22 protein-coding genes are annotated in these 23,986 nt (G+C 71.4%); 21 read left to right on the top strand and 1 reads right to left on the bottom strand.

Features of this window, described 5'->3' with window-relative positions:
- Positions 1-99 precede the first annotated feature (99 nt).
- The 8 genes from ACFRFC_RS34840 (at position 100) to nusB (ending at position 7,891) form a co-directional block, all read left to right on the top strand.
- Complete coding sequence (locus ACFRFC_RS34840) at positions 100-297, top strand: hypothetical protein (RefSeq protein ID WP_382687558.1); 198 nt, start codon at positions 100-102, stop codon at positions 295-297.
- Positions 297-1,124, top strand: coding sequence for a shikimate dehydrogenase (locus ACFRFC_RS34835; protein ID WP_382687556.1), 828 nt, complete (start codon positions 297-299; stop codon positions 1,122-1,124). Before ACFRFC_RS34840 ends, ACFRFC_RS34835 begins: the two co-directional genes overlap by 1 nt.
- A gap of 332 nt (positions 1,125-1,456) precedes the next feature.
- Positions 1,457-2,641, top strand: a complete 1,185-nt coding sequence (gene aroC, locus ACFRFC_RS34830) for a chorismate synthase (protein WP_382687553.1) — start codon at positions 1,457-1,459, stop codon at positions 2,639-2,641.
- The gene (gene aroB, locus ACFRFC_RS34825) at positions 2,638-4,281 is read left to right on the top strand and encodes a 3-dehydroquinate synthase (protein ID WP_382687550.1); all 1,644 of its coding nucleotides are present in this window, start codon (positions 2,638-2,640) and stop codon (positions 4,279-4,281) included. Before aroC ends, aroB begins: the two co-directional genes overlap by 4 nt.
- Positions 4,282-4,501: 220 nt before the next feature.
- The gene (locus tag ACFRFC_RS34820) at positions 4,502-5,326 is read left to right on the top strand and encodes a Pro-rich N-terminal domain-containing protein (RefSeq protein ID WP_382687548.1); all 825 of its coding nucleotides are present in this window, start codon (positions 4,502-4,504) and stop codon (positions 5,324-5,326) included.
- 409 nt (positions 5,327-5,735) lie between these two features.
- Positions 5,736-6,839 carry an aminopeptidase P family protein gene (locus ACFRFC_RS34815; RefSeq protein WP_382687547.1) on the top strand — a complete coding sequence of 368 codons (1,104 nt, stop codon included), beginning with the start codon at positions 5,736-5,738 and terminating at the stop codon, positions 6,837-6,839.
- A gap of 48 nt (positions 6,840-6,887) precedes the next feature.
- Positions 6,888-7,454: an elongation factor P gene (gene efp / locus ACFRFC_RS34810; RefSeq protein ID WP_382687544.1), complete on the top strand. Its 567-nt coding sequence runs from the start codon at positions 6,888-6,890 to the stop codon at positions 7,452-7,454.
- A gap of 2 nt (positions 7,455-7,456) precedes the next feature.
- Positions 7,457-7,891 (top strand): transcription antitermination factor NusB, encoded by a 435-nt coding sequence (gene nusB / locus ACFRFC_RS34805; RefSeq protein ID WP_382687541.1) that lies wholly within the window; start codon positions 7,457-7,459, stop codon positions 7,889-7,891.
- A gap of 504 nt (positions 7,892-8,395) precedes the next feature.
- Here the strand turns inward: nusB and bldD are convergent.
- Positions 8,396-8,899 carry a transcriptional regulator BldD gene (gene bldD / locus ACFRFC_RS34800; protein ID WP_382687538.1) on the bottom strand — a complete coding sequence of 168 codons (504 nt, stop codon included), beginning with the start codon at positions 8,897-8,899 and terminating at the stop codon, positions 8,396-8,398.
- 298 nt (positions 8,900-9,197) lie between these two features.
- On the opposite strand from bldD, the gene pyrR reads away from it, so the two are divergent.
- The 13 genes from pyrR (at position 9,198) to metK (ending at position 23,899) form a co-directional block, all read left to right on the top strand.
- Positions 9,198-9,821 (top strand): bifunctional pyr operon transcriptional regulator/uracil phosphoribosyltransferase PyrR, encoded by a 624-nt coding sequence (gene pyrR / locus ACFRFC_RS34795; protein ID WP_382687535.1) that lies wholly within the window; start codon positions 9,198-9,200, stop codon positions 9,819-9,821.
- A gap of 117 nt (positions 9,822-9,938) precedes the next feature.
- Positions 9,939-10,949 (top strand): aspartate carbamoyltransferase catalytic subunit, encoded by a 1,011-nt coding sequence (locus tag ACFRFC_RS34790; protein ID WP_382687533.1) that lies wholly within the window; start codon positions 9,939-9,941, stop codon positions 10,947-10,949.
- Positions 10,950-10,954: 5 nt separating this feature from the next.
- Positions 10,955-12,241: a dihydroorotase gene (locus ACFRFC_RS34785; RefSeq protein ID WP_382687530.1), complete on the top strand. Its 1,287-nt coding sequence runs from the start codon at positions 10,955-10,957 to the stop codon at positions 12,239-12,241.
- Complete coding sequence (locus ACFRFC_RS34780; RefSeq protein ID WP_382687527.1) at positions 12,238-12,819, top strand: hypothetical protein; 582 nt, start codon at positions 12,238-12,240, stop codon at positions 12,817-12,819. The genes ACFRFC_RS34785 and ACFRFC_RS34780 overlap by 4 nt, the downstream gene beginning before the upstream one ends.
- Positions 12,816-13,985, top strand: a complete 1,170-nt coding sequence (carA, locus tag ACFRFC_RS34775; RefSeq protein WP_382687525.1) for a glutamine-hydrolyzing carbamoyl-phosphate synthase small subunit — start codon at positions 12,816-12,818, stop codon at positions 13,983-13,985. The genes ACFRFC_RS34780 and carA overlap by 4 nt, the downstream gene beginning before the upstream one ends.
- The gene (gene carB, locus ACFRFC_RS34770; RefSeq protein ID WP_382687522.1) at positions 13,978-17,286 is read left to right on the top strand and encodes a carbamoyl-phosphate synthase large subunit; all 3,309 of its coding nucleotides are present in this window, start codon (positions 13,978-13,980) and stop codon (positions 17,284-17,286) included. Before carA ends, carB begins: the two co-directional genes overlap by 8 nt.
- A gap of 130 nt (positions 17,287-17,416) precedes the next feature.
- Complete coding sequence (locus ACFRFC_RS34765) at positions 17,417-18,526, top strand: quinone-dependent dihydroorotate dehydrogenase (RefSeq protein WP_382687945.1); 1,110 nt, start codon at positions 17,417-17,419, stop codon at positions 18,524-18,526.
- Positions 18,523-19,404, top strand: coding sequence for an orotidine-5'-phosphate decarboxylase (gene pyrF, locus ACFRFC_RS34760; protein ID WP_382687519.1), 882 nt, complete (start codon positions 18,523-18,525; stop codon positions 19,402-19,404). The genes ACFRFC_RS34765 and pyrF overlap by 4 nt, the downstream gene beginning before the upstream one ends.
- Before the next feature lie 349 nt (positions 19,405-19,753).
- Positions 19,754-20,077 (top strand): integration host factor, encoded by a 324-nt coding sequence (locus ACFRFC_RS34755; RefSeq protein WP_003977346.1) that lies wholly within the window; start codon positions 19,754-19,756, stop codon positions 20,075-20,077.
- A 37-nt stretch (positions 20,078-20,114) separates the two neighbouring features.
- Positions 20,115-20,708: a guanylate kinase gene (gene gmk, locus ACFRFC_RS34750; RefSeq protein WP_382687517.1), complete on the top strand. Its 594-nt coding sequence runs from the start codon at positions 20,115-20,117 to the stop codon at positions 20,706-20,708.
- A 72-nt stretch (positions 20,709-20,780) separates the two neighbouring features.
- Positions 20,781-21,053 carry a DNA-directed RNA polymerase subunit omega gene (rpoZ, locus tag ACFRFC_RS34745; protein WP_106415143.1) on the top strand — a complete coding sequence of 91 codons (273 nt, stop codon included), beginning with the start codon at positions 20,781-20,783 and terminating at the stop codon, positions 21,051-21,053.
- A 193-nt stretch (positions 21,054-21,246) separates the two neighbouring features.
- Positions 21,247-22,449 (top strand): bifunctional phosphopantothenoylcysteine decarboxylase/phosphopantothenate--cysteine ligase CoaBC, encoded by a 1,203-nt coding sequence (gene coaBC, locus ACFRFC_RS34740; RefSeq protein WP_382687513.1) that lies wholly within the window; start codon positions 21,247-21,249, stop codon positions 22,447-22,449.
- Between the two features lie 241 nt (positions 22,450-22,690).
- Positions 22,691-23,899: a methionine adenosyltransferase gene (gene metK / locus ACFRFC_RS34735; RefSeq protein WP_382687510.1), complete on the top strand. Its 1,209-nt coding sequence runs from the start codon at positions 22,691-22,693 to the stop codon at positions 23,897-23,899.
- The last annotated feature ends 87 nt before the right edge of the window (positions 23,900-23,986 follow it).

Raw genomic sequence — 23,986 nt, 5'->3', positions numbered from 1 at the left:
GACGTCCGGACGGACGCCTCCTGGGCGCTCCGACGGACGTCTCCCCGCGCGCCCGGAGGACACCCCTCCGGCGGGCTCCGTGGCCGCTCGCAAAGAGCAGTGATCTCGCAGTGGGCGGTGATCTCGGAACGAGCAGTGATCTCACAGCAAGTCGTGATCTCATTGCGAGCCGTGATCGCGCAGCAGGCGGTGATCGCGCAGCAAGAAGTGTTCTGGCAGCAGGCAGTGTTCTCGCAGCAGGCAGTGATTGCGTGGCAAGCAGTGTTCTCGCAGGAAGCAGTGATGAGGCAGCAGTGATGACCGTACGCCGCCGGGCCGCCGTCCTCGGCTCGCCGATCGCCCACTCCCTCTCCCCGGTGCTGCACCGCGCCGCCTACGCGGCACTGGGCCTGGAGGGATGGTCGTACGACCGTTTCGAGATCGACGAGGCCGCGCTCCCGGCCTTCGTGGCGGGGCTCGGTGCCGGGTGGGCGGGGCTCTCGCTCACCATGCCGCTGAAGCGGGCGATCATCCCGCTGCTCGACGAGATCAGCGAGACCGCGGCCTCCGTCGACGCGGTGAACACCGTCGTCCTCACCCCCGACGGCCGCCGAACGGGCGACAACACGGACATCCCCGGCATCCTCGCCGCGCTCAAGGAGCACGGCATCGACAAGGTCGACTCCGCCACGATCCTCGGCGCGGGCGCCACCGCGTCCTCCGCGCTCGCGGCGCTCTCCCGGATCTGCACCGGAGAGGTCACCGTCTACGTCCGCAGCGCGGCCCGCGCCGCCGAGATGCGCGCGTGGGCCGAGCGGCTCCAGGTCGGCATCCGGACGCGTGACTGGGCCGAGGCCGCCCAGGGCCTGCACGCCCCCCTGGTCGTCGCGACCACCCCCGCGGGCGCCACCGACGCCCTCGCCCCGGCCGTCCCGGAACGCCCGGCCGCCCTTTTCGACGTCCTGTACGACCCCTGGCCCACCACCCTCGCCGCCCGCTGGTCGGCGTACGGCGGCGCCGTCGTCAGCGGCCTCGACCTGCTGGTGCACCAGGCGGTCCTCCAGGTCGAGCAGATGACGGGGCATGCCCCGGCCCCCCTGAGCGCGATGCGGGAGGCGGGCGAACGGGCGCTGGCGGGGCGCTGAGATCCGCTGTGCGGGGCAGGGGCGCCGGTCACCTCGGGGAGTACGCGCGCCGCGGGCGCAGCCGCGCCACCTTCGGCGTGCCTACCCCCTGGGCCCGTACGCGCCGTGGGCCCGGCGCGACGACCCGGCATGATCCTCGCGGTGGCCCGCCGGTCCGGTGCGGGAATGGTGGCCGTTTCGCGTCCGCCTGATGGACCGGGCGCCGGGTCGGCGACGGGGACATGGGAGGATCGGGGTGGCGGGCTCGGGCCGCGCACCCGGTCGCCGTCACCGCGCGTGTGGACGCGCGGACACTCAGGGGCAGTACCAGGCGCGAACACTGAGGAGCACCGTTGAGCAGGTTGCGCTGGCTGACCGCGGGGGAGTCCCACGGTCCCGCACTCGTCGCGACGCTGGAGGGGCTGCCCGCGGGCGTGCCGGTCACCACGGAGATGGTGGCGGATCATCTGGCGCGGCGGCGGCTCGGTTACGGGCGTGGCGCGCGGATGAAGTTCGAGCGGGACGTGGTCACTTTCCTGGGCGGGGTGCGGCACGGTCTGACGCTGGGTTCTCCGGTCGCGGTGATGGTGGGGAACTCGGAGTGGCCGAAGTGGGAGCAGGTCATGGCGGCGGACCCGGTGGATCCGCAGGTGCTGGCGGGGCTGGCGCGTAATGCCCCGCTGACGCGGCCGCGTCCCGGGCATGCCGATCTGGCGGGGATGCAGAAGTACGGTTTCGACGAGGCGCGGCCGGTCCTGGAGCGGGCGTCCGCGCGGGAGACGGCGGCGCGGGTGGCGCTGGGTGCGGTGGCCCGTTCGTATCTGAGGGAGACCACCGGTATCGAGATCGTCAGCCATGTGGTGGAGCTGGCGGGGGCGAGGGCGCCGCAGGGGGTGTATCCGGTGCCCGCCGATGTGGGGCGGCTGGACGCGGATCCGGTGCGCTGTCTGGACGCGGACGCGTCGGAGGCGATGGTCGCGGAGATCGACCGGGCTCACAAGGACGGTGACACGCTGGGCGGGGTGGTCGAGGTTCTGGCGTACGGGGTTCCGGTGGGGCTGGGCTCGCATGTGCACTGGGACCGCAGGCTGGATTCCCGGCTGGCGGCCGCGCTGATGGGTATCCAGGCGATCAAGGGTGTGGAGCTGGGTGACGGGTTCGAGCTGGCCCGGGTGCCGGGTTCGCAGGCGCATGACGAGATGGTGAACACGCCGGAGGGTATCCGGCGGGTGTCGGGGCGTTCGGGTGGTACGGAGGGTGGTCTGTCGACGGGTGAGCTGCTGCGGGTGCGGGCGGCGATGAAGCCGATCGCGACGGTGCCCAATGCCCTGCGGACGGTGGATGTGACGACGGGTGAGGCGGCGCAGGCCCATCACCAGCGTTCGGATGTCTCCGCGGTCCCGGCCGCCGGGATCGTCGCCGAGGCGATGGTCGCGCTGGTCCTGGCCGACGCGGTCGCGGAGAAGTTCGGCGGCGACAGCGTCCCCGAGACCCGCCGCAACGTCACCTCCTACCTCGACCAGCTGGCGATCCGGTGAGCGGCCCCCTGGTCGTGCTGGTCGGCCCGATGGGGGTCGGCAAGTCCACCGTGGGCGGACTGCTCGCCGAGCGGCTGGGCGTGGCCTTTCGCGACACGGACGCGGACATCGTGGCCGCCCGGGGCAAGGAGATCGCGGACATCTTCGTCGAGGAGGGCGAGGCCGCCTTCCGGACGCTGGAGAAGCAGGCCGTGCGCCAGGCGCTCACCGAGCACGACGGCGTACTCGCCCTCGGCGGCGGCGCGATCCTCGACGCGGACACCCGGCTGAACCTCGCGGGCCTCCCGGTCGTCTATCTGTCCATGGACGTCGAGGAAGCGGTCCGGCGCACCGGGCTGAACGCGCCCCGGCCCCTGCTGGCCATCAACCCGCGCAAACAGTGGCGGGAACTGATGGAGGCCCGGCGGCAGTTGTACGAGGGGGTCGCCCGCTCGGTGGTGGCCACCGACGGCCGTACCCCCGAAGAGGTCACCCAGGACGTGCTGGACGTGCTGGAACTGAAGACCGCCACCGCCGGGGACCACCCGGACACCCCGCAGGAGGACGTCGTGACAGCGTCGGTGACGAGGATCCAGGTCGGTGGTACGGCGGGCAGCGAGCCGTACGAGGTCCTGGTGGGCCGTCAGCTCCTCGGTGAACTCGGCGGGCTGATCGGCGAGAAGGCCAAGCGGGTCGCCGTACTGCACCCCGAGGCGCTCGCCGAGACCGGGGACGCGCTCCGCGCCGACCTGGCCGGACAGGGCTACGACGCTGTCGCCATCCAGGTGCCCAACGCCGAGGAGGCCAAGACCGCCGAGGTCGCCGCCTACTGCTGGAAGGCGCTCGGCCAGTCCGGGTTCACCCGCACCGACGTGATCATCGGGGTGGGCGGCGGCGCCACCACCGACCTGGCCGGGTTCGTCGCCGCGACCTGGCTGCGCGGCGTGCGCTGGATCGCCGTACCGACGACCGTGCTCGGCATGGTCGACGCGGCGGTCGGCGGCAAGACCGGCATCAACACCGCCGAGGGCAAGAACCTGGTGGGCTCCTTCCACCCGCCCGCCGGGGTGCTGTGCGACCTGGCCGCGCTGGACACCCTGCCGGTCAACGACTTCGTCTCCGGGCTCGCCGAGATCATCAAGGCCGGGTTCATCGCCGACCCGGTGATCCTCCAGCTCATCGAGGCCGACCCGGAGGGCGCCCGCAGCCCGGCCGGACCGCACACCGCCGAGTTGATCGAGCGGTCCATCAAGGTCAAGGCCGAGGTGGTCTCCTCGGACCTGAAGGAATCCGGCCTGCGCGAGATCCTCAATTACGGTCACACCCTCGCGCACGCCATCGAGAAGAACGAGCGCTACCAGTGGCGGCACGGCGCCGCGGTGGCCGTCGGCATGCACTTCGCCGCCGAACTCGGCCGGGTCGCGGGCCGCCTCGACGACGCCACGGCCGACCGGCACCGCACCATCCTGGAAGCCGTCGGACTCCCCCTGCACTACCGCTACGACCAGTGGCCCAAGCTGCTTCAGACCATGAAGGTCGACAAGAAGTCCCGCGGCGACCTGCTCCGCTTCATCGTGCTGGACGGTCTCGCCAAGCCGACCGTCCTGGAGGGCCCCGACCCGGCCGTGCTGCTCGCCGCGTACGGCGAGGTGGGGGAGTAGGTCCGCGCGCGTTCCTCGCGTCCGTTCCGCCTTGCGGCGGCGGGCACTCGGGGCCGTTCCCGGCCGTTCACCATACGACGGCCGGGGGCGGTACGGTTCGGTGGCGACGGGGTGCGCGCCCCGCCGCCGGCACCCATCGCCATGTCGCGCGTGACCCGGAGGGCGACGAAGCCCGCCCGCAGGCGCACGCGCCGAGAACGACGAGACGGAGTGGCACCGGATGCAGCACGCAGGGGGGTATCCGTTGCCGCCCCACCAGCCGGGGCAGGGCCCGTCGTCCGGCTGGTCACCCGCCGCGCACCATCCCATGGGCGGCCCTCAGGCACCCCGCGGTTCCGGCCCCGTGCCCGTCCCGCCGCCGCCCCCTCCTCCCCCTCCCCCTCACGCGGCGCCCGCCCCGGAGAGCACCGGCCATGTCACGCTGCCGCCCGGCGGCCCCGTCGGCATGCCCGGCCCCCTCCCGGCGACGGCCGCCCCCGACCCGCTGACCACCACCCTCGCCGTGCTGCTGATCGGCCCCGCGGGCGCCGGGAAGACCAGCGTCGCCAAGTACTGGGCCGACCACCGCCGGGTCCCCACGGCCCACATCAGCCTCGACGACGTCCGCGAGTGGGTCCGCGCCGGTTTCGCCGACCCCCAGTCCGGGTGGAACGACCACTCCGAGGCCCAGTACCGCCTGGCCCGCCGCACCTGCGGCTTCGCCGCCCGCAACTTCCTCGCCAACGGCATCTCCTGCATCCTCGACGACGCCGTCTTCCCCGACCGCCCGGTCGTCGGCCTCGGCGGCTGGAAACGCCATGTCGGCCCCGGCCTGCTCCCGGTCGTCCTCCTCCCCGGCCTGGAGATCGTCCTGGAGCGCAACGCGGAACGCCGCGGCAATCGCCGCCTCAGCGACGAGGAGGTGGCCCGCATCCACGGCCGCATGGCCGGCTGGTACGGCTCCGGCCTCCCGATCATCGACAACTCCCACCTGGACGTCCCCACCACCTCCCACGTCCTCAACGAAGTCCTGGCCCGCTCGATAGCCAGCCCCCCGAACTGGTAAGGGAGGGAGGGGGGAGGGGGCACGGGACGTGTGGTGATCGCGACCTGATCCGGCCGCCGAGGGGCCCAGCTCCGACCTGACCTGCCCATCCCGGGCGCCGACCCCGCCCCAAAGGGGCGCGGGGAACTGCGCGACCAGCCACATCGAACCCGCACCGGCCGAACGCTGCGGCAAGCCTCCGTCAACTGATGATCATGGCCCCCGCCCGCCGACCAGGGGCGCGGGGAACTGCGCAGGACGCCCCACCGGCCGGCACCCGGCGACGACCCGGCACCACCTCCCCGCCGACCCGCCCCCGGCGACGACCCGGCCCCCCACCGACCCGCCCCCGGCGACGCCCCGGCACCCCCCAACCCCCTTCGGCGCACGCCAACCGGCACAAACCCCCCATCCCTCCTACGCTCGACACATGTCAGAGGTGTACGCGACCCGCCGAGCCCGGCTGAGGGAACACAGCAACGCCAGCGGCAGCGCCACCGCGCTGGTCACCCGCCCCGCCAACGTGCGCTACCTCGCCGGCGCCGCCCCGCAGGGCTCCGCCCTGCTGCTGGGCAGGCGCGAGGACTTCCTGGTCTGCACCGGCCCACCGGACGAGCAGGCGGGCGACGGCCGCCCCGACGACACCCTCCGCCTGCACCTGCTGGAAGGAACCGGCGACTGCGCCGTGGCCGGGGCCGGCCTCGCCGTGGCCCAGGGCGCCGACTCCCTCGCCGTGGAGGAGCACCACCTCACCGTCGCCCGGCACCGGGCCATCGGCTCGGCCGCCCCCGGCCTCCGGCTGACCGACGTCGCCGGGGTGGTGGAGCAACTCCGCGTGATCAAGGACGAGGAGGAGATCTCCTGTCTGCGCATCGGCGCCGAGATCGCCGACCAGGCCCTCGGTGAACTGCTGGAGTCGATCCTCGTGGGCCGCACGGAACGCCACCTCGCCCTCGAACTGGAGCGCCGTCTGGTCGACCACGGCGCCGACGGCCCCGCCTTCGCCACCTCCGTCGCCACCGGCCCGCACGCCGGGCGCCGCGGCCACCGCCCCACCGACCGCCGGGTGGAGGAGGGCGACTTCCTCTCCGTGTGCCTGGGCGCGACCTACCGCGGCTACCGCTGCGAGATCGGCCGCACCTTCGTCATCGGGACCTCCCCCGCGGACTGGCAGATCGAGCTGTACGACCTGGTCTTCGCGGCGCAGCGGGCCGGACGTGAGTCGCTGACGCCGGGCGCCGCCTGCCGTGACGTGGACCGCGCCGCCCGTCAGATGCTGGACTGGGCCGGGTACGGCGCGGGACTCCCGGCGCTCACCGGACACGGCGTCGGACTCGAAATCGACGAGGACCCGCAGATCGCCCCCGCGGCCATGGGTAAACTGGACGCTTGCGTGCCGGTCACCGTCGAACCCGGGGTCCACCTCCCGGGCCGGGGCGGCGTCCGGATCGATGACACGCTCGTCGTCCGCCCCGAGGCGGACGGCGGACCCGAGCTACTTACCATCACGACCAAGGAGCTGCTCGCGTTGTAGGCGCGTGCCCCGGGGTCGTCCACGTCAGTCCAGGAGATTGAAGCAACCGTGGCTTCCACGAACGACCTCAAGAACGGCATGGTGCTCAGGCTCGACGGCGGCCAGCTGTGGTCCGTTGTCGAGTTCCAGCACGTCAAGCCCGGCAAGGGCCCCGCTTTCGTGCGCACCAAGCTGAAGAACGTGCTGTCCGGCAAGGTGGTCGACAAGACCTTCAACGCCGGCGTCAAGGTCGAGACGGCCACCGTCGACAAGCGCGACATGCAGTTCTCCTACATGGACGGCGACTACTTCGTCTTCATGGACATGGAGACCTACGACCAGCTGCACATCGACCGCAAGACCGTCGGTGACGCCGCCAACTTCCTGATCGAGGGCTTCGAGGCCACGGTCGCGCAGAACGAGGGCAGTGTGCTCTTCGTGGAGCTGCCCACCGCCGTCGAGCTGAACATCGCCGAGACCGAGCCGGGCCTCCAGGGCGACCGCTCCACCGGCGGCACCAAGCCCGCCAAGCTGGAGACGGGCTACGAGATCCAGGTCCCGCTCTTCATCGCCAGCGGCGAGAAGATCAAGGTCGACACCCGCTCCGGCGACTACCTCGGCCGGGTGAACAGCTAACCGTGGCTGCCCGCAACACGGCCCGCAAGCGTGCCTTCCAGATCCTCTTCGAGGGCGATCAGCGCGACGCCGGCGTCCTGACGGTGCTCGCGGACTGGATCCGGCACTCCCGGACCGACCCGCGCCAGCCCCCGGTGAGCGAGTACACGATGCAGCTGGTGGAGGGGTACGCGGAGCACGCGACCCGGATCGACGAGCTGATCTCGCAGTACGCCGTCGGCTGGACGCTGGACCGTATGCCGGTCGTCGACCGCAACCTGCTGCGCCTGGGCGCGTACGAACTGATCTGGGTGGACGCGACGCCGGACGCGGTCGTGCTGGACGAGATGGTGCAGCTCGCGAAGGAGTTCTCGACGGACGAGTCCCCGTCGTTCGTCAATGGGCTGCTCGGGCGGCTGAAGGAACTCAAGCCGTCGCTCCGCCGGGAAGGTGCGTAGGCGGCGGACCGGGTGCCGCCGGAGGGGGTTCGTGGGGAGTGGTGGCCGTAGCGTCGCCGGGTGCCGGTCCGGTGGGGCGTCTCGCGCAGTTCCCCGCGCCCCCAGGTCCCGACGCCCGCCCGGCACACAGAAGGGCCCCCAGTGGTCACTGGGGGCCCTTCTCACGTCCGCGGGCGGTGGTCCCCGGGGGCTCACACGCGTACCGGGCGGCATCGCCTGTACCTACGCAGGCGTACACCGGTAGGGCGGCGGAGGCTCAGGCCCGCGCGGGGCGGCTCGCCCCCGTACGACGGCGGCTCGCACCCGCACGAGCCCGGCTCGTGCCCTTACGAAAGCCGTTCACGCCGCCCGTACGACAGCGGCTCCCGCCCGGATACGTGGTGGCGGCACGTTTCTGCTGGGCCCGTCCCGACGGACCGGCACCGAAGGGACTGGCCCGTCGGGACGGGCCCAGCTGGACTGGACCGGCCTCGCCGGACCGCCTCCGCCGAACCCGCGGAGCGCTCAGCTCTCGTCGGCGTGGGAGACCGCGCGGCGCGCGTCCGCGTCCAGGACGCCCCAGCTGATCAGCTGCTCGGTGAGGACCGAGGGCGACTGGTCGTAGATCACGGCGAGTGTGCGCAGGTCGTCCTGGCGGATCGACAGCACCTTGCCGTTGTAGTCGCCGCGCTGGGACTGGATCGTCGCCGCGTAGCGCTGGAGGGGGCCCGCCTTCTCGGCCGGGACCGTGGCCAGCCGCTCCAGGTCGAGGACCAGCTTGGGCGGCGGCTCGGCGGCGCCGCCGGGTGTGGTGCCCGGCAGCAGCTCCTGCACCGGCACGCCGTAGAAGTCCGCCAGCTCGGCGAGGCGCTGCACGGTCACCGCGCGGTCACCGCGCTCGTACGAACCGACCACCACGGCCTTCCAGCGGCCCTGGGACTTCTCCTCGACACCGTGGAGGGAAAGGCCCTGCTGGGTGCGGATGGCCCGGAGCTTGGCCCCGAGCTGTTTGGCGTATTCGCTGGACATATAGCTCCCCGGCACTGTGTCTACGCGGCCGGCTCGGGTGCCGAGCCGCGCGGCTGGTAACTCACTGTGAGGTTACGCAGCGTTACTCTGCTGCGTCAAGCCGAATGGTCCGCACCGACTCTTCCGTGGTAGTGCCGACCGATTGCGCCAAGCGGGTGATCCGGGGTCCTCGGGAGGGTGATCCGGGGTGACCTGGGGGTGTGCCGTAACGTTTCGCGCGGGCCTGCTACCGTAGACGGCGCAATCTCGACGTCCTTTAAGGTCCGTCCCGTGAGGCGGAGAAGGAGGTCCGTTTCGTATGGACAACCAGCAAGATCAACAGCAGCAGGGCGAGCAGCGGGAAGCGGAGCATGACACGTCCGCGTCCGAGGCGCGGCCCGTGCTCGAAGGCCCCGACATCGCGCGGGTCCTGACCCGTATCGCCCACGAGATCGTCGAACGCGCCAAGGGCGCCGACGACGTGGTGCTCCTCGGCATTCCGACCCGCGGCGTCCATCTCGCCCGCCGGCTCGCCGCCAAGCTCGAAGAGATCACCGAGCGCAAGGTCCCCTGCGGCGCGCTGGACATCACCATGTACCGCGACGACCTGCGCATGCACCCGCCGCGCGCCCTGGCCCGCACCGAGATCCCCGGTGACGGCATCGACGGCCGGCTCGTCGTCCTCGTCGACGACGTGCTGTTCTCCGGCCGCACCATCCGCGCCGCCCTGGACGCGCTCAACGACATCGGGCGCCCGCGCGCGGTGCAGCTCGCCGTCCTGGTCGACCGAGGCCACCGCGAACTGCCCATCCGCGCGGACTACGTCGGCAAGAACCTCCCCACGTCGCTGCGGGAGACGGTCAAGGTCCAGCTCGCCGAGGAGGACGGTCGCGACACCGTGCTGCTCGGCGTCAAGCCGGCCGCTCCGGGCGGGCGTCGGTAGCGAGCGAGCGGCGTACGGCACGGGCCGTACGCCGCACCCGTGTGCCCCGCTCCTCGCCACCCCGATCCGCCTCGCCCGAATTCTCCCGAAACTGAACTGCCTTACGGAGCCTGAAAGATGCAGCGTCATCTCATCTCGGCCGCCGACCTGACCCGCGACGACGCCGTGCTGATCCTCGACACCGCCGAGGAGATGGCCCGGGTCGCCGACCGGCCGATCAAGAAGCTGCCGACCCTGCGCGGCCGCACCGTGGTCAATCTCTTCTTCGAGGACTCGACCCGGACCCGGATCTCCTTCGAGGCCGCCGAGAAGCGGCTGTCCGCGGACGTCATCAACTTCACCGCCAAGGGGTCGAGCGTCTCCAAGGGCGAGTCCCTGAAGGACACCGCCCAGACCCTGGAGGCGATGGGCGTCGACGCCGTCGTCATCCGGCACGGCGCCTCCGGGGCCCCGTACCGGCTCGCAAACTCCGGCTGGATCGACGCGGCCGTGATCAACGCCGGGGACGGCACCCACCAGCACCCCACCCAGGCGCTGCTGGACGCCTTCACCATGCGCCGCCGGCTGGTCGGCCGGGACGCCGGACTCGGCCAGGATCTCGCCGGGAAGCGCATCACCCTCGTCGGCGACATCCTGCACAGCCGGGTCGCCCGCTCCAACGTCGATCTGCTGCACACCCTCGGCGCCCACGTCACCCTGGTCGCCCCGCCCACCCTGCTCCCGGTCGGCATGGAGAACTGGCCCTGCGAGGTGTCCTACGACCTCGACGCCACGCTCCCCAAGTCCGACGCGGTGATGCTGCTGCGCGTCCAGCGCGAGCGGATGAACGCGGCCTTCTTCCCCACCGAGCGGGAGTACTCGCGCCGCTACGGCCTCGACGGCGACCGCATGGCGCGGATGCCCGAGCACTCCATCGTGATGCACCCCGGCCCGATGGTCCGCGGCATGGAGATCTCCGCCGAGGTCGCCGACTCCCCGCGCTGCACCGTCGTCGAGCAGGTCGCCAACGGCGTGTCCATCCGGATGGCCGTGCTGTATCTGCTGCTCGGCGGCAACGAACCCGCCGTGACCCCCTCCCGTACCGCCGAGTCCGCCGCCCCCGCCGCCCCCGTCACCAAGGAGAAGTAACCGACATGAGCAAGATCCTGATCCGTGGTGCGAAGGTGCTCGGCGGCGAGCCGCAGGACGTGCTGATCGACGGCGGGACGATCGAGGCGGTCGGCGCCGGACTGCCCGCCGAGTTCGCCGAGGTCATCGAGGCCGGCGGCAAGGTGCTGCTGCCGGGCCTGGTCGACCTGCACACCCATCTGCGCGAGCCGGGCCGCGAGGACTCCGAGACCGTGCTGACCGGCACGCGCGCGGCGGCCTCCGGAGGCTTCACCGCCGTCTTCGCCATGGCCAACACCTTCCCCGTCGCCGACACCGCCGGCGTGGTCGAGCAGGTCTACCGGCTCGGCCGGGAACACGGCTACTGCGACGTCCAGCCGATCGGCGCGGTCACCGTCGGCCTGGCGGGCAAGCAGCTCGCCGAGCTGGGCGCCATGCACGAGTCGGCGGCCGGCGTCACCGTCTTCTCCGACGACGGCAAGTGCGTCGACGACGCGGTGATCATGCGCCGCGCGCTGGAGTACGTGAAGGCGTTCGGCGGGGTCGTCGCCCAGCACGCCCAGGAGCCGCGGCTGACCGAGGGCGCCCAGATGAACGAGGGCGTGGTCTCCGCCGAACTGGGGCTGGGCGGCTGGCCGGCGGTGGCCGAAGAATCGATCATCGCCCGGGATGTCCTGCTCGCCGAACATGTCGGATCCCGCGTCCATATCTGCCATCTGTCGACCGCGGGCTCCGTGGAGATCGTCCGCTGGGCCAAGTCCCGCGGCATCGACGTCACCGCCGAGGTCACCCCGCACCACCTGCTGCTCACCGACGAACTGGTCCGCACCTACAACCCGGTGTACAAGGTCAACCCGCCGCTGCGCACCGAGCGCGATGTGCTCGCCCTGCGCGAGGCGCTCGCCGACGGCACGATCGACATCGTCGCCACCGACCACGCCCCGCACCCGCACGAGGACAAGGACTGCGAGTGGGCCGCCGCCGCCATGGGGATGGTCGGCCTGGAGACCGCGTTGTCAGTGGTGCAGGAGACCATGGTGGACACGGGCCTGCTGGACTGGGCCGGCGTCGCCGACCGGATGTCCGCCGGGCCCGCCCGGATCGGACAGGCATCCGGACACGGCCGTCCCGTCTCGGCTGGTGAGCCCGCCAACCTCACCCTCGTCGACACGGAATACCGTGGCCGGGTGGACCCCGCGGGCTTCGCCTCGCGCAGCCGCAACACCCCGTACCAGGGGCGTGAGCTGCCGGGCCGTGTCACGCACACCTGGCTCCGGGGCAAGGCGACGCTCGTCGACGGGAAACTCACGTGACAACTCTGCATGTACTGGCCACCGACCTGCACGGTCTGGCAGCCGACCAGAAGTCGGCCGAGGTGACCGACTGGGCCGCCCGCGTGGGCTGGATCGTGGGCCTCGCCCTGTTCGTCGCGCTCGTGTACTGGCTGATGCGCGAGGGCTGGAAATGGCGCGGCACCCTCCAGGGCGACGTCCCGGAGCTGCCCGCCGCGCCCGAGGACCCGGGCCCGGCGACACTGACGATGACCGGCCGCTACCACGGCTCGACCACGGCCGGCCACTGGCTCGACCGCATCGTGGCGCACGGCCTGGGCTCCCGCAGCCGCGCCGAGCTGACCCTGACGGACGCGGGACTGGACGTCGTACGCCCCGGTGCGAACGACTTCTTCGTCCCCGCCGAGCGGCTGCGCGAGGCCCGGCTCGACAAGGGCATCGCGGGCAAGGTGCTCACCGAGGGCGGTCTCCTGATCGTCACCTGGGAGCACGGGGACCGGCTGATCGACTCCGGGTTCCGCTCCGACCGGGCCGCCGAGCACGGGGAATGGGTCCACACGCTCAACAACATGATCAAGAAGACGGAAGGCGCACGATGACAACCTCCACCAGGGGAGCCGTCAAGGTTCCCGCCGTACTCGTCCTGGAGGACGGCCGGATCTTCCGCGGCCGTGCCTACGGGGCCGTGGGGGTGACCTTCGGCGAGGCCGTCTTCTCCACCGGCATGACCGGCTACCAGGAGACCCTCACCGACCCGTCGTACCACCGCCAGGTCGTCGTCATGACCGCCCCGCACGTCGGCAACACGGGCGTCAACGACGAGGACAGCGAGTCGCAGCGCATCTGGGTCGCCGGGTACGTGGTGCGCGACCCCGCGCGCGTGCCGTCCAACTGGCGCTCCCGGCGCTCGCTGGACGAGGAGCTGACCGCCCAGGGCGTCGTCGGGATCTCCGGCATCGACACCCGCGCCCTCACCCGGCATCTGCGCGAGCGCGGCGCCATGCGCGTCGGGATCTTCTCCGGCAACGCCCTGCCCGACGACGGCACCCTGCTCGCCGAGGTCCGCCAGGCCCCCGAGATGACCGGCGCCGACCTCTCCGCCGAGGTCGCCACCGAGCAGGCGTACGTCGTCCCCGCCATCGGCCCCGACGGCGCGGCCGTCCCGATCGGCACCGCGCGGTTCACCGTCGCCGCCGTGGACCTCGGCATCAAGGGCATGACCCCGCACCGGATGGCCGAGCGCGGCATAGAGGTGCATGTGCTGCCCGCCACGGCGAGCGTCGAGGACGTGTACGCCGTCCGGCCCGACGGCGTGTTCTTCTCCAACGGCCCCGGCGACCCCGCCACCGCCGACCACCCGGTCTCCGTGATGCGGGCGGTGCTGGAGCGCGGCACCCCGCTCTTCGGCATCTGCTTCGGCAACCAGATCCTCGGGCGCGCGCTGGGCTTCGGCACCTACAAGCTGAAATACGGCCACCGCGGCATCAACCAGCCGGTGCAGGACCGTACGACCGGCAAGGTCGAGGTCACCGCGCACAACCACGGCTTCGCCGTGGACGCCCCGCTCGACCGGATCTCCGAGACCCCCTACGGCCGCGCCGAGGTCTCCCACGTCTGCCTCAACGACGACGTGGTGGAGGGCATCCAGCTCCTGGACCGCCCGGCCTTCAGCGTCCAGTACCACCCCGAAGCGGCAGCCGGCCCGCACGACGCCGCCTATCTCTTCGACCGCTTCACATCCCTGATGGAGGGCCAGCGTGCCTAAGCGCACCGATATCCAGTCCGTCCTGGTCATCGGCTCCGGCCCGATCGTCATCGGCCAGGCAGCCGAGTTCGACTACTCCGGCACGCAGGCGTGCCGCGTCCTGAAGGCCGAGGGCCTGCGCGTCGTCCTGGTCAACTCCAACCCGGCGACGATCATGACGGACCCGGAGATCGCCGACGCCACCTACGTCGAGCCGATCACCCCCGAGTTCGTCGAGAAGATCATCGCCAAGGAGCGCCCCGACGCCCTGCTGCCCACCCTGGGCGGCCAGACGGCCCTCAACACCGCGATCTCGCTGCACGAGAACGGGGTCCTCACCAAGTACGGCGTCGAGCTGATCGGCGCCAATGTCGAGGCGATCCACAAGGGCGAGGACCGCGAGCAGTTCAAGGTGGTCGTGGAGGCCGTCCACGCCAAGATCGGGCACGGCGAGTCCGCCCGCTCGGTGATCTGCCACACCATGGACGACGTCCTCGCGGGCGTGGACACCCTCGGCGGCTACCCGGTCGTGGTCCGCCCGTCCTTCACCATGGGCGGCGCCGGCTCCGGCTTCGCGCACGACGAGGACGAGCTGCGCCGCATCGCCGGCCAGGGCCTGACCCTCTCCCCGACCACCGAGGTGCTCCTGGAGGAGTCCATCCTCGGCTGGAAGGAGTACGAGCTGGAGCTGATGCGCGACAAGCACGACAACGTCGTGGTGGTCTGCTCCATCGAGAACTTCGACCCCATGGGCGTGCACACCGGCGACTCCATCACCGTCGCCCCCGCGATGACCCTCACCGACCGCGAGTACCAGACCCTGCGGGACATCGGCATCGCCGTGATCCGCGAGGTCGGCGTCGACACCGGCGGCTGCAACATCCAGTTCGCGGTGGACCCCGAGGACGGCCGGGTCATCGTCATCGAGATGAACCCGCGCGTGTCGCGGTCCTCGGCGCTCGCCTCCAAGGCCACCGGCTTCCCCATCGCGAAGATCGCCGCGAAGCTCGCCGTCGGCTACACCCTGGACGAGATCCCCAACGACATCACCCAGGAGACCCCCGCGTCCTTCGAGCCCACGCTCGACTACGTGGTGGTCAAGGCCCCCCGCTTCGCCTTCGAGAAGTTCCCGCAGGCCGACTCCACGCTCACGACCACCATGAAGTCGGTCGGCGAGGCCATGGCCATCGGCCGCAACTTCACCGAGGCGTTCCAGAAGGCCCTGCGCTCGCTGGAGAAGAAGGGCAGCCAGTTCACCTTCACCGGCGCCACCGGCGACAAGGCGTCCCTGCTGGCGGAGGCCGTACGGCCCACGGACGGCCGGATCAACACCGTCATGGAGGCCATCCGCGCGGGCGCCACGCCCGAGGAGGTCTTCGAGGCGACCCGGATCGACCCCTGGTTCGTCGACCAGCTCTTCCTCATCAAGGAGATCGCCGACGAACTGACGGACGCGCCCGAGCTGACCGCCGAGCTGCTCGCCGAGGCCAAGCGGCACGGCTTCTCCGACCAGCAGATCGGCGAGATCCGCGGCCTGCGCGAGGACGTGGTCCGCGAGGTGCGGCACGCGCTGGGCATCCGCCCGGTCTACAAGACGGTCGACACCTGCGCCGCCGAGTTCGCCGCGCGCACGCCGTACTTCTACTCCTCCTACGACGAGGAGACCGAGGTCGCGCCGCGCGAGAAGCCCGCCGTGATCATCCTGGGCTCCGGGCCCAACCGCATCGGCCAGGGCATCGAGTTCGACTACTCCTGCGTCCACGCCTCCTTCGCGCTGAGCGACGCCGGGTACGAGACGGTGATGGTCAACTGCAACCCCGAGACCGTCTCCACCGACTACGACACCTCCGACCGGCTCTACTTCGAGCCGCTCACCCTGGAGGACGTCCTGGAGATCGTCCACGCGGAGGCGCAGGCCGGGCCGATCGCGGGCGTGATCGTCCAGCTCGGCGGCCAGACCCCGCTCGGCCTGTCCCAGGCGCTCAAGGACAACGGCGTACCGATCGTCGGCACCTCCCCGGAGGCCATCCACGCCGCCGAGGACCGCGGCGCCTTCGGCCAGGTCCTCGCCGAGGCCGGCCTCCCGGCACCCAAGCACGGCACGGCCACCACCTTCGCCGGCGCCAAGGCCATCGCCGACGAGATCGGCTACCCGGTCCTGGTCCGCCCCTCCTACGTGCTCGGCGGACGCGGCATGGAGATCGTCTACGACGAGACCCGCCTCGCCTCCTACATCGCCGAGTCGACCGAGATCAGCCCCTCCCGGCCGGTGCTGGTCGACCGCTTCCTGGACGACGCCATCGAGATCGACGTCGACGCCCTGTACGACGGCGAGGAGCTGTACCTCGGCGGCGTCATGGAGCACATCGAGGAGGCCGGCATCCACTCCGGCGACTCGGCGTGCGCCCTGCCCCCGATCACCCTGGGCGGCTTCGACATCAAGCGGCTGCGCGCCTCCACCGAGGCCATCGCGCGCGGGGTGGGCGTCCGGGGCCTGATCAACATCCAGTTCGCCATGGCGGGCGACATCCTCTACGTCCTGGAGGCCAACCCGCGCGCGTCCCGCACGGTCCCCTTCACCTCCAAGGCGACCGCCGTGCCGCTGGCCAAGGCCGCCGCGCGGATCTCGCTGGGCGCGACCGTCGCCGAACTGCGCGCCGAGGGCCTGCTCCCGGCCGCCGGTGACGGCGGTGAGCTGCCGCTGGATGCGCCGATCTCCGTCAAGGAGGCCGTCATGCCGTGGTCCCGCTTCCGGGACATCCACGGCCGCGGTGTCGACACGGTCCTCGGCCCGGAGATGCGCTCCACCGGCGAGGTCATGGGCATCGACTCCGCCTTCGGCACGGCGTACGCCAAGTCGCAGGCCGGTGCCTACGGCCCGCTGCCCACCAAGGGCCGCGCCTTCATCTCCGTCGCCAACCGCGACAAGCGCTCGATGATCTTCCCGGCGCGCGAGCTGGTCGCCCACGGCTTCGAGCTGCTGGCCACCTCCGGCACCGCCGAGGTCCTCAAGCGCAACGGCATCAACGCCACGGTCGTGCGCAAGCAGTCCGAGGGCCCCGGGCCGGACGGCGAGCCGACCATCGTCCAGCTCATCCACGCCGGCGAGGTCGACCTCATCGTCAACACGCCGTACGGCACCGGCGGGCGCCTCGACGGCTACGAGATCCGGACGGCGGCCGTCGCCCGCTCCGTGCCCTGTCTGACCACCGTCCAGGCACTCGCCGCGGCCGTCCAGGGCATCGACGCCCTGCACCACGGCGACGTGGGGGTCCGGTCCCTCCAGGAACACGCCGAGCATCTGACGGCGGCCCGCGACTAGCAGCCCCGAGGGGACACCGGAAACGGTGTCCCCCTCTTGCTGAGGACCCTTGCTTGCTGAGGCCCCTTGCTGAGGACCCGCTCCTCTCGCTGAGGACCCGTTCAGGACACCAGGTGTGGTGAAGGACTCCATGTACAAGATCTTCTTCAATCTTCTCTTCCGGCGGATGGACCCCGAGCAGGCCCATCACCTGGCCTTCCGCTGGATCCGGCTCGTCGCGCGCGTCCCCGTGCTGCGGACGTTCGTCGCCGCCGCGCTGGCCCCGCGCCACGAGGAACTGCGGACCGAGGCGCTCGGGCTGCGGATGCACGGGCCGTTCGGGCTCGCCGCCGGGTTCGACAAGAACGCCAACGCCGTCGACGGCATGTCCATGCTGGGCTTCGACCATGTCGAGATCGGCACGGTCACCGGCGAGGCACAGCCCGGCAACCCCAGGAAGCGGCTGTTCCGGCTGGCGCCGGACCGGGCGCTGATCAACCGGATGGGCTTCAACAACGACGGCTCGCTCACCGTCGCCGCGCGCCTGGCCTCCCGTGAGCCCGTCTTCCGGACGGTCGTCGGGGTGAACATCGGCAAGACCAAGGCGGTGCCGGAGGCCGAGGCGGTGAGCGACTACGTGAAGTCGGCCGAACGCCTGGCCCCGTACGCGGACTACCTGGTCGTGAACGTCTCCTCGCCCAACACGCCCGGACTGCGCAGCCTCCAGGCCACCGAGGCGCTGCGCCCGCTGCTGACCGCCGTGCGCGAGGCCGCCGACCGGACCGTCACCGCCCGGCGGGTCCCCCTGCTGGTGAAGATCGCCCCCGACCTCGCCGACGAGGACGTCGACGCCGTCGCCGACCTGGCCGTGGAACTGGGCCTGGACGGGATCATCGCCACCAACACCACCATCGCGCGCGAAGGGCTGGGCCTGCGCTCCGCCCCCTCCCTGACCGAGGAGACCGGCGGCCTGTCCGGCGCCCCGCTCAAGAACCGCTCCCTGGAGGTGCTGCGCCGCCTCTACGCGCGCGTGGGCGACCGGATCACCCTGGTGGGCGTCGGCGGCGTCGAGAACGCCGAGGACGCCTGGCAGCGCATCCTGGCCGGCGCCACGCTGGTCCAGGGCTACAGCGCCTTCATCTACGAGGGCCCCTTCTACGCCCGCGCGATCCACAAGGGCCTGGCCGCGCGCCTGCGGACCAGCCCGTACGCCACCCTCGCCGACGCGGTCGGCGCCGACGTCAGGAAGGCCGCGGCATGATCCAGGAGCCTTTCGGCGCCCGGCTGCGGCGCGCGATGGACGCGCGCGGGCCGCTGTGCGTCGGCATCGACCCGCACGCCTCGCTGCTCACCGAGTGGGGCCTGAACGACGACGTGGCCGGTCTGGAGCGGTTCAGCCGGACGGTCGTGGAGGCCACCGCGGACCGGGTCGCCGTGCTGAAGCCGCAGAGCGCGTTCTTCGAGCGGTTCGGCTCGCGCGGGATCGCCGTGCTGGAGCGGACGGTGGCTGACGCCCGCGCGGCGGGCGCCCTGGTGCTGATGGACGCCAAGCGCGGCGACATCGGCTCCACCATGGCCGCCTACGCCGAGACCTTCCTGCACAAGGACTCCCCGCTGTTCTCGGACGCGCTGACCGTCTCGCCGTTCCTCGGCTACGGCTCGCTCGCCCCGGCCGTGGCGCTCGCGCGCGAGAGCGGCTCCGGCCTGTTCGTGCTGGCGCTGACCTCCAACCCGGAGGGCGGCGAGGTGCAGCGCGCCCTGCGCGCGGACGGCCGGGACGTGGCCGCCACGATGCTGGCCCACCTGGCGGCGGAGAACGCGGTCGAGAACGCTGCTGACAACGCGGCCGAGAACGCGGGGGAGGAGCCGCTCGGCTCCTTCGGCGCGGTCGTCGGGGCCACGCTGGGCGATCTGTCGTCGTACGACCTCGCCATCGGCGGTCCGCTGCTCGCGCCCGGCATCGGGGCCCAGGGCGCGGCCGTCGCCGATCTTCCGAGGCTGTTCGGGGCGGCGGTCCGCGCGGTGGTGCCGAACGTCAGCCGGGGAGTGCTGCGGCACGGGCCCGACGCGGGGGCGCTGCGCGCCGCCGCCGAGCGGTTCGCGGGGGAGGTCCGGGAAGCGCTGGAGGGGACGGGGTAGGGGCCGGGTGGAGGGGCGGGCGGGGACCCGGCCCAGGGCGTGGGAGGGGGTGCCCGAGGGACGGGATCGACGTCCCGGTGGAGTGCTGGATAAACGTCCGATGACTGGCCGGGAGGGCTCCTGAGGCTGGATACATCCTCAAATCCGGGGCAATATGTCTGCAATGTACCGTCCTGCCAGAGGCTGACCAGGACTTTTCCGCTGTTCTCGCTGACTCTGGCGGACTTGACCGCTAGTCTCCGACGAGAGTGAACGGGCAAAGCGTGTTGCTCGTGGCTCCCCAGGTGTGGGGCGACTAGGTTCCTCACCGGTCCGTATCCGACAGTTCGACATCCGAGGTGACGTAGGCGTGGCTCTTCCGCCCCTTACCCCCGAACAGCGCGCAGCCGCGCTCGAAAAGGCCGCCGCGGCTCGCCGGGAGCGGGCCGAGGTCAAGAATCGACTCAAGCACTCCGGCGCCTCCCTGCACGAGGTCATCAAGCAGGGCCAGGAGAACGACGTCATCGGCAAGATGAAGGTCTCCGCGCTCCTGGAGTCGCTCCCCGGCGTGGGCAAGGTCCGCGCCAAGCAGATCATGGAGCGCCTCGGCATCTCCGAGAGCCGTCGTGTGCGCGGTCTCGGGTCCAATCAGATCGCCTCGCTGGAGCGTGAGTTCGGCAGCACCGGCAGCTGAGTCCGGACCACTCCGGCTTTGCTGGAATAATCGCAGCATGGCTGCAACATTCCGGGGGACGACCCCCGAGCCCCCGGACGCACGTCCGCGGCTGACCGTGCTCTCCGGCCCCTCAGGGGTCGGCAAGAGCACGGTCGTCGCTCATCTGCGCAAGGCACACCCCGAGGTCTGGCTCTCGGTGTCGGCGACGACCCGCAGGCCGCGCCCCGGCGAGCAGCACGGCGTCCACTACTTCTTCGTCACCGACGAGGAGATGGACAAGCTGATCGCCAACGGCGAACTGCTGGAGTGGGCCGAGTTCGCCGGGAACCGCTACGGCACTCCGCGCGCGGCCGTCCATGAGCGGCTGGCGGCGGGCGAGCCCGTCCTGCTGGAGATCGATCTCCAGGGCGCCCGGCAGGTCCGTGACTCCATGCCGGAGGCCCAGCTGGTGTTCCTGGCGCCGCCCAGCTGGGAGGAGCTGGTGCGCAGACTCACCGGGCGGGGCACCGAGCCCCCCGAGGTGATCGAGCGCCGGCTGGAGGCCGCGAAGATCGAGCTGGCGGCCGAGCCGGAGTTCGACACCACCCTGGTCAATACCTCCGTCGAGGATGTGGCGCGTGAGCTGCTAGCCTTGATGGATGTTGTGTGAGCGATCGTGATGTGATCACGGCCAGTGCTTCCACTCCTTGAAAGCTCCACCCACCCATCGGAAGGTTAGAGCGTGTCCTCTTCCATCTCCGCGCCCGAGGGCATCATCAACCCGCCGATCGACGAGCTTCTTGAGGCCACCGACTCGAAGTACAGCCTCGTGATCTATGCGGCCAAGCGTGCCCGCCAGATCAACGCGTACTATTCGCAGCTCGGCGAGGGTCTCCTTGAGTACGTCGGTCCGCTGGTGGACACCCACGTCCACGAGAAGCCGCTGTCGATCGCCCTTCGCGAGATCAACGCGGGGCTGCTGACGTCCGAGGCCGTCGACGGCCCGGCGCAGTGAGCGGTCCGCGCGACGGACAGTGACGCGTCCGACAGTGATGCGGCATACAGTGACGCGATAGGCAGTAACGCGATAGGCGGTAATTCATACGATTTACTGCTCGCGGCAGACTTTTCCACAGGCCCGGCGACATTTCGCCGGGCCTGTGGTGTGTCATAGAACCCGTACGTGATCGCGAACCCGGGGAGAGACGGTGGACAAGCCCAAGGTCGTGCTGGGGGTCAGCGGTGGCATCGCCGCCTACAAGGCGTGCGAGCTGCTGCGCCGACTGACCGAGTCCGGCCATGACGTCCGGGTCGTGCCGACCGCGTCGGCGCTGCATTTCGTGGGCGCCGCCACCTGGTCCGCGCTCTCCGGCCACCCCGTCTCCACGGAGGTCTGGGACGACGTCCACGAGGTGCCGCACGTGCGCATCGGACAGAGCGCCGACCTGGTCGTGGTCGCCCCCGCCACCGCCGACACCCTCGCCAGGGCCGCCCACGGCCTCGCCGACGACCTGCTCACCAACACCCTGCTCACCGCCCGCTGCCCGGTGGTCTTCGCACCCGCGATGCACACGGAGATGTGGGAACACCCGGCGACCCAGGAGAATGTGGCGACACTGCGCCGCCGCGGCGCCCTCGTCATCGAACCCGCCGTCGGCCGGCTCACCGGCGTCGACACCGGCAAGGGCCGGCTCCCCGACCCCGCCGAGATCTTCGAGGTCTGCCGCCGGGTGCTCGCCCGGGGCGTGCGCGAGCCCGATCTCGCCGGGCGCCATCTGGTGGTCAGCGCCGGCGGCACCCGGGAGCCGCTCGACCCGGTGCGCTTCCTCGGCAACCGCTCCTCCGGCAAGCAGGGCTACGCCCTCGCCCGCACCGCCGCCGCGCGGGGCGCCCGGGTGACCCTGATCTCCGCCAACGCCGCGCTGCCCGACCCGGCGGGCGTGGACGTGGTCCGGGTCGGCACGGCCGTCCAACTGCGCGAGGCCGTCCTCAAGGCCGCCGCCGACGCCGACGCGGTGGTCATGGCCGCCGCCGTCGCCGACTTCCGGCCCGCCGTGTACGCCCAGGGGAAGATCAAGAAGCGGGACGACCACGGGCCCGACCCCATCGCGCTGGTACGGAATCCGGACATCCTCGCGGAGATCTCCACCGAACGGGCCCGGCCCGGACAGGTGATCGTGGGCTTCGCCGCCGAGACCGACGAGGTGCTCGCCAACGGCCGCGCCAAGCTGGCGCGCAAGGGCTGCGACCTGCTGGTGGTGAACGAGGTGGGGGAGCGCAAGACCTTCGGTTCCGAGGAGAACGAGGCGGTTGTGCTGGGCACCGACGGCTCCGAGACCCCCGTACCGTACGGGCCGAAGGAGGCCCTGGCCGAAACCGTGTGGGACCTGGTGGCGGCGAGACTGCGCTGAGGCGCCCACCCCTCACCCCCTCGCCCACCCCACCGGTCACATTGGCGCGTGGCGCCCCTGGCCAATGCCGCCCGGCATTGGGCAGAATGCCCGTGCCGCAGGTCACAGGGGATCCGAGAGGCGAGACAGATGGGCCCGCGGCGGAGCGCGACCGATAAACTGTTCTCGGACGCGGCCGGGCGCAGCTCCCGACCCGTCCGCCAATGATCAGCCAGCAGCCGCTGCAACCTCAGGGAGCGTTGTGTCCCGTCGCCTTTTCACCTCGGAGTCCGTGACCGAGGGTCACCCCGACAAGATCGCTGACCAGATCAGCGACACCATTCTCGACGCGCTTCTGCGCGAGGACCCGACCTCCCGGGTCGCGGTCGAGACCCTGATCACGACCGGTCTGGTGCATGTGGCCGGAGAGGTCACGACCAAGGCTTACGCGCCGATCCCGCAGCTGGTCCGGGAGAAGATCCTGGAGATCGGCTACGACTCGTCCAAGAAGGGCTTCGACGGCGCCTCCTGTGGTGTGTCGGTGTCGATCGGCGCGCAGTCCCCGGACATCGCGCAGGGCGTCGACACGGCGTACGAGAACCGGGTCGAGGGCGATGACGACGAGCTGGACAAGCAGGGCGCCGGCGACCAGGGCCTGATGTTCGGCTACGCGTCGGACGAGACGCCGACGCTGATGCCGCTGCCGATCTTCCTGGCGCACCGTCTGTCGAAGCGCCTCTCCGAGGTCCGCAAGAACGGCACGATCCCCTACCTGCGCCCCGACGGCAAGACGCAGGTCACCATCGAGTACGACGGCGACAAGGCGGTCCGCCTGGACACCGTCGTCGTCTCCTCGCAGCACGCGTCGGACATCGACCTGGAGTCGCTGCTCGCGCCGGACATCCGCGAGTTCGTGGTGGAGGTCGAGCTGAAGGCGCTCCTGGACGAGGGCATCAAGCTGGACACCGACGGCTACCGACTGCTGGTCAACCCGACCGGCCGCTTCGAGATCGGCGGCCCGATGGGCGACGCCGGACTGACCGGCCGGAAGATCATCATCGACACGTACGGCGGCATGGCCCGGCACGGCGGCGGTGCCTTCTCCGGCAAGGACCCGTCCAAGGTCGACCGCTCGGCCGCGTACGCGATGCGCTGGGTCGCGAAGAACGTCGTGGCGGCCGGCCTGGCCTCCCGTTGCGAGGTTCAGGTCGCCTACGCGATCGGCAAGGCCGAGCCGGTCGGTCTGTTCGTGGAGACCTTCGGCACCCACAAGGTCGAACCGGAGAAGATCGAGAAGGCCATCGACGAGGTCTTCGACCTCCGCCCGGCCGCCATCATCCGCGACCTGAATCTGCTGCGCCCGATCTACGCCCAGACCGCCGCGTACGGCCACTTCGGCCGCGAGCTGCCCGACTTCACGTGGGAGCGCACGGACCGCGTGGACGCGCTGCGCACGGCCGTGGGGCTGTAGGACAACCGGTTCGCGTGAGGCCCGGTTCCCTTCGGGGATGCTGTTGGTTAATTCGGGCGTGTGCGTGACGTCGGCCTTCGAGACCTG

This window comes from Streptomyces sp. NPDC056734, assembly GCF_042790455.1.
In the GTDB taxonomy this organism is placed as follows: Bacteria; Actinomycetota; Actinomycetes; order Streptomycetales; family Streptomycetaceae; genus Streptomyces.
Note: the sequence above shows the minus strand (reverse complement) of the source record. Positions and strands in the feature narration are given on the sequence as shown.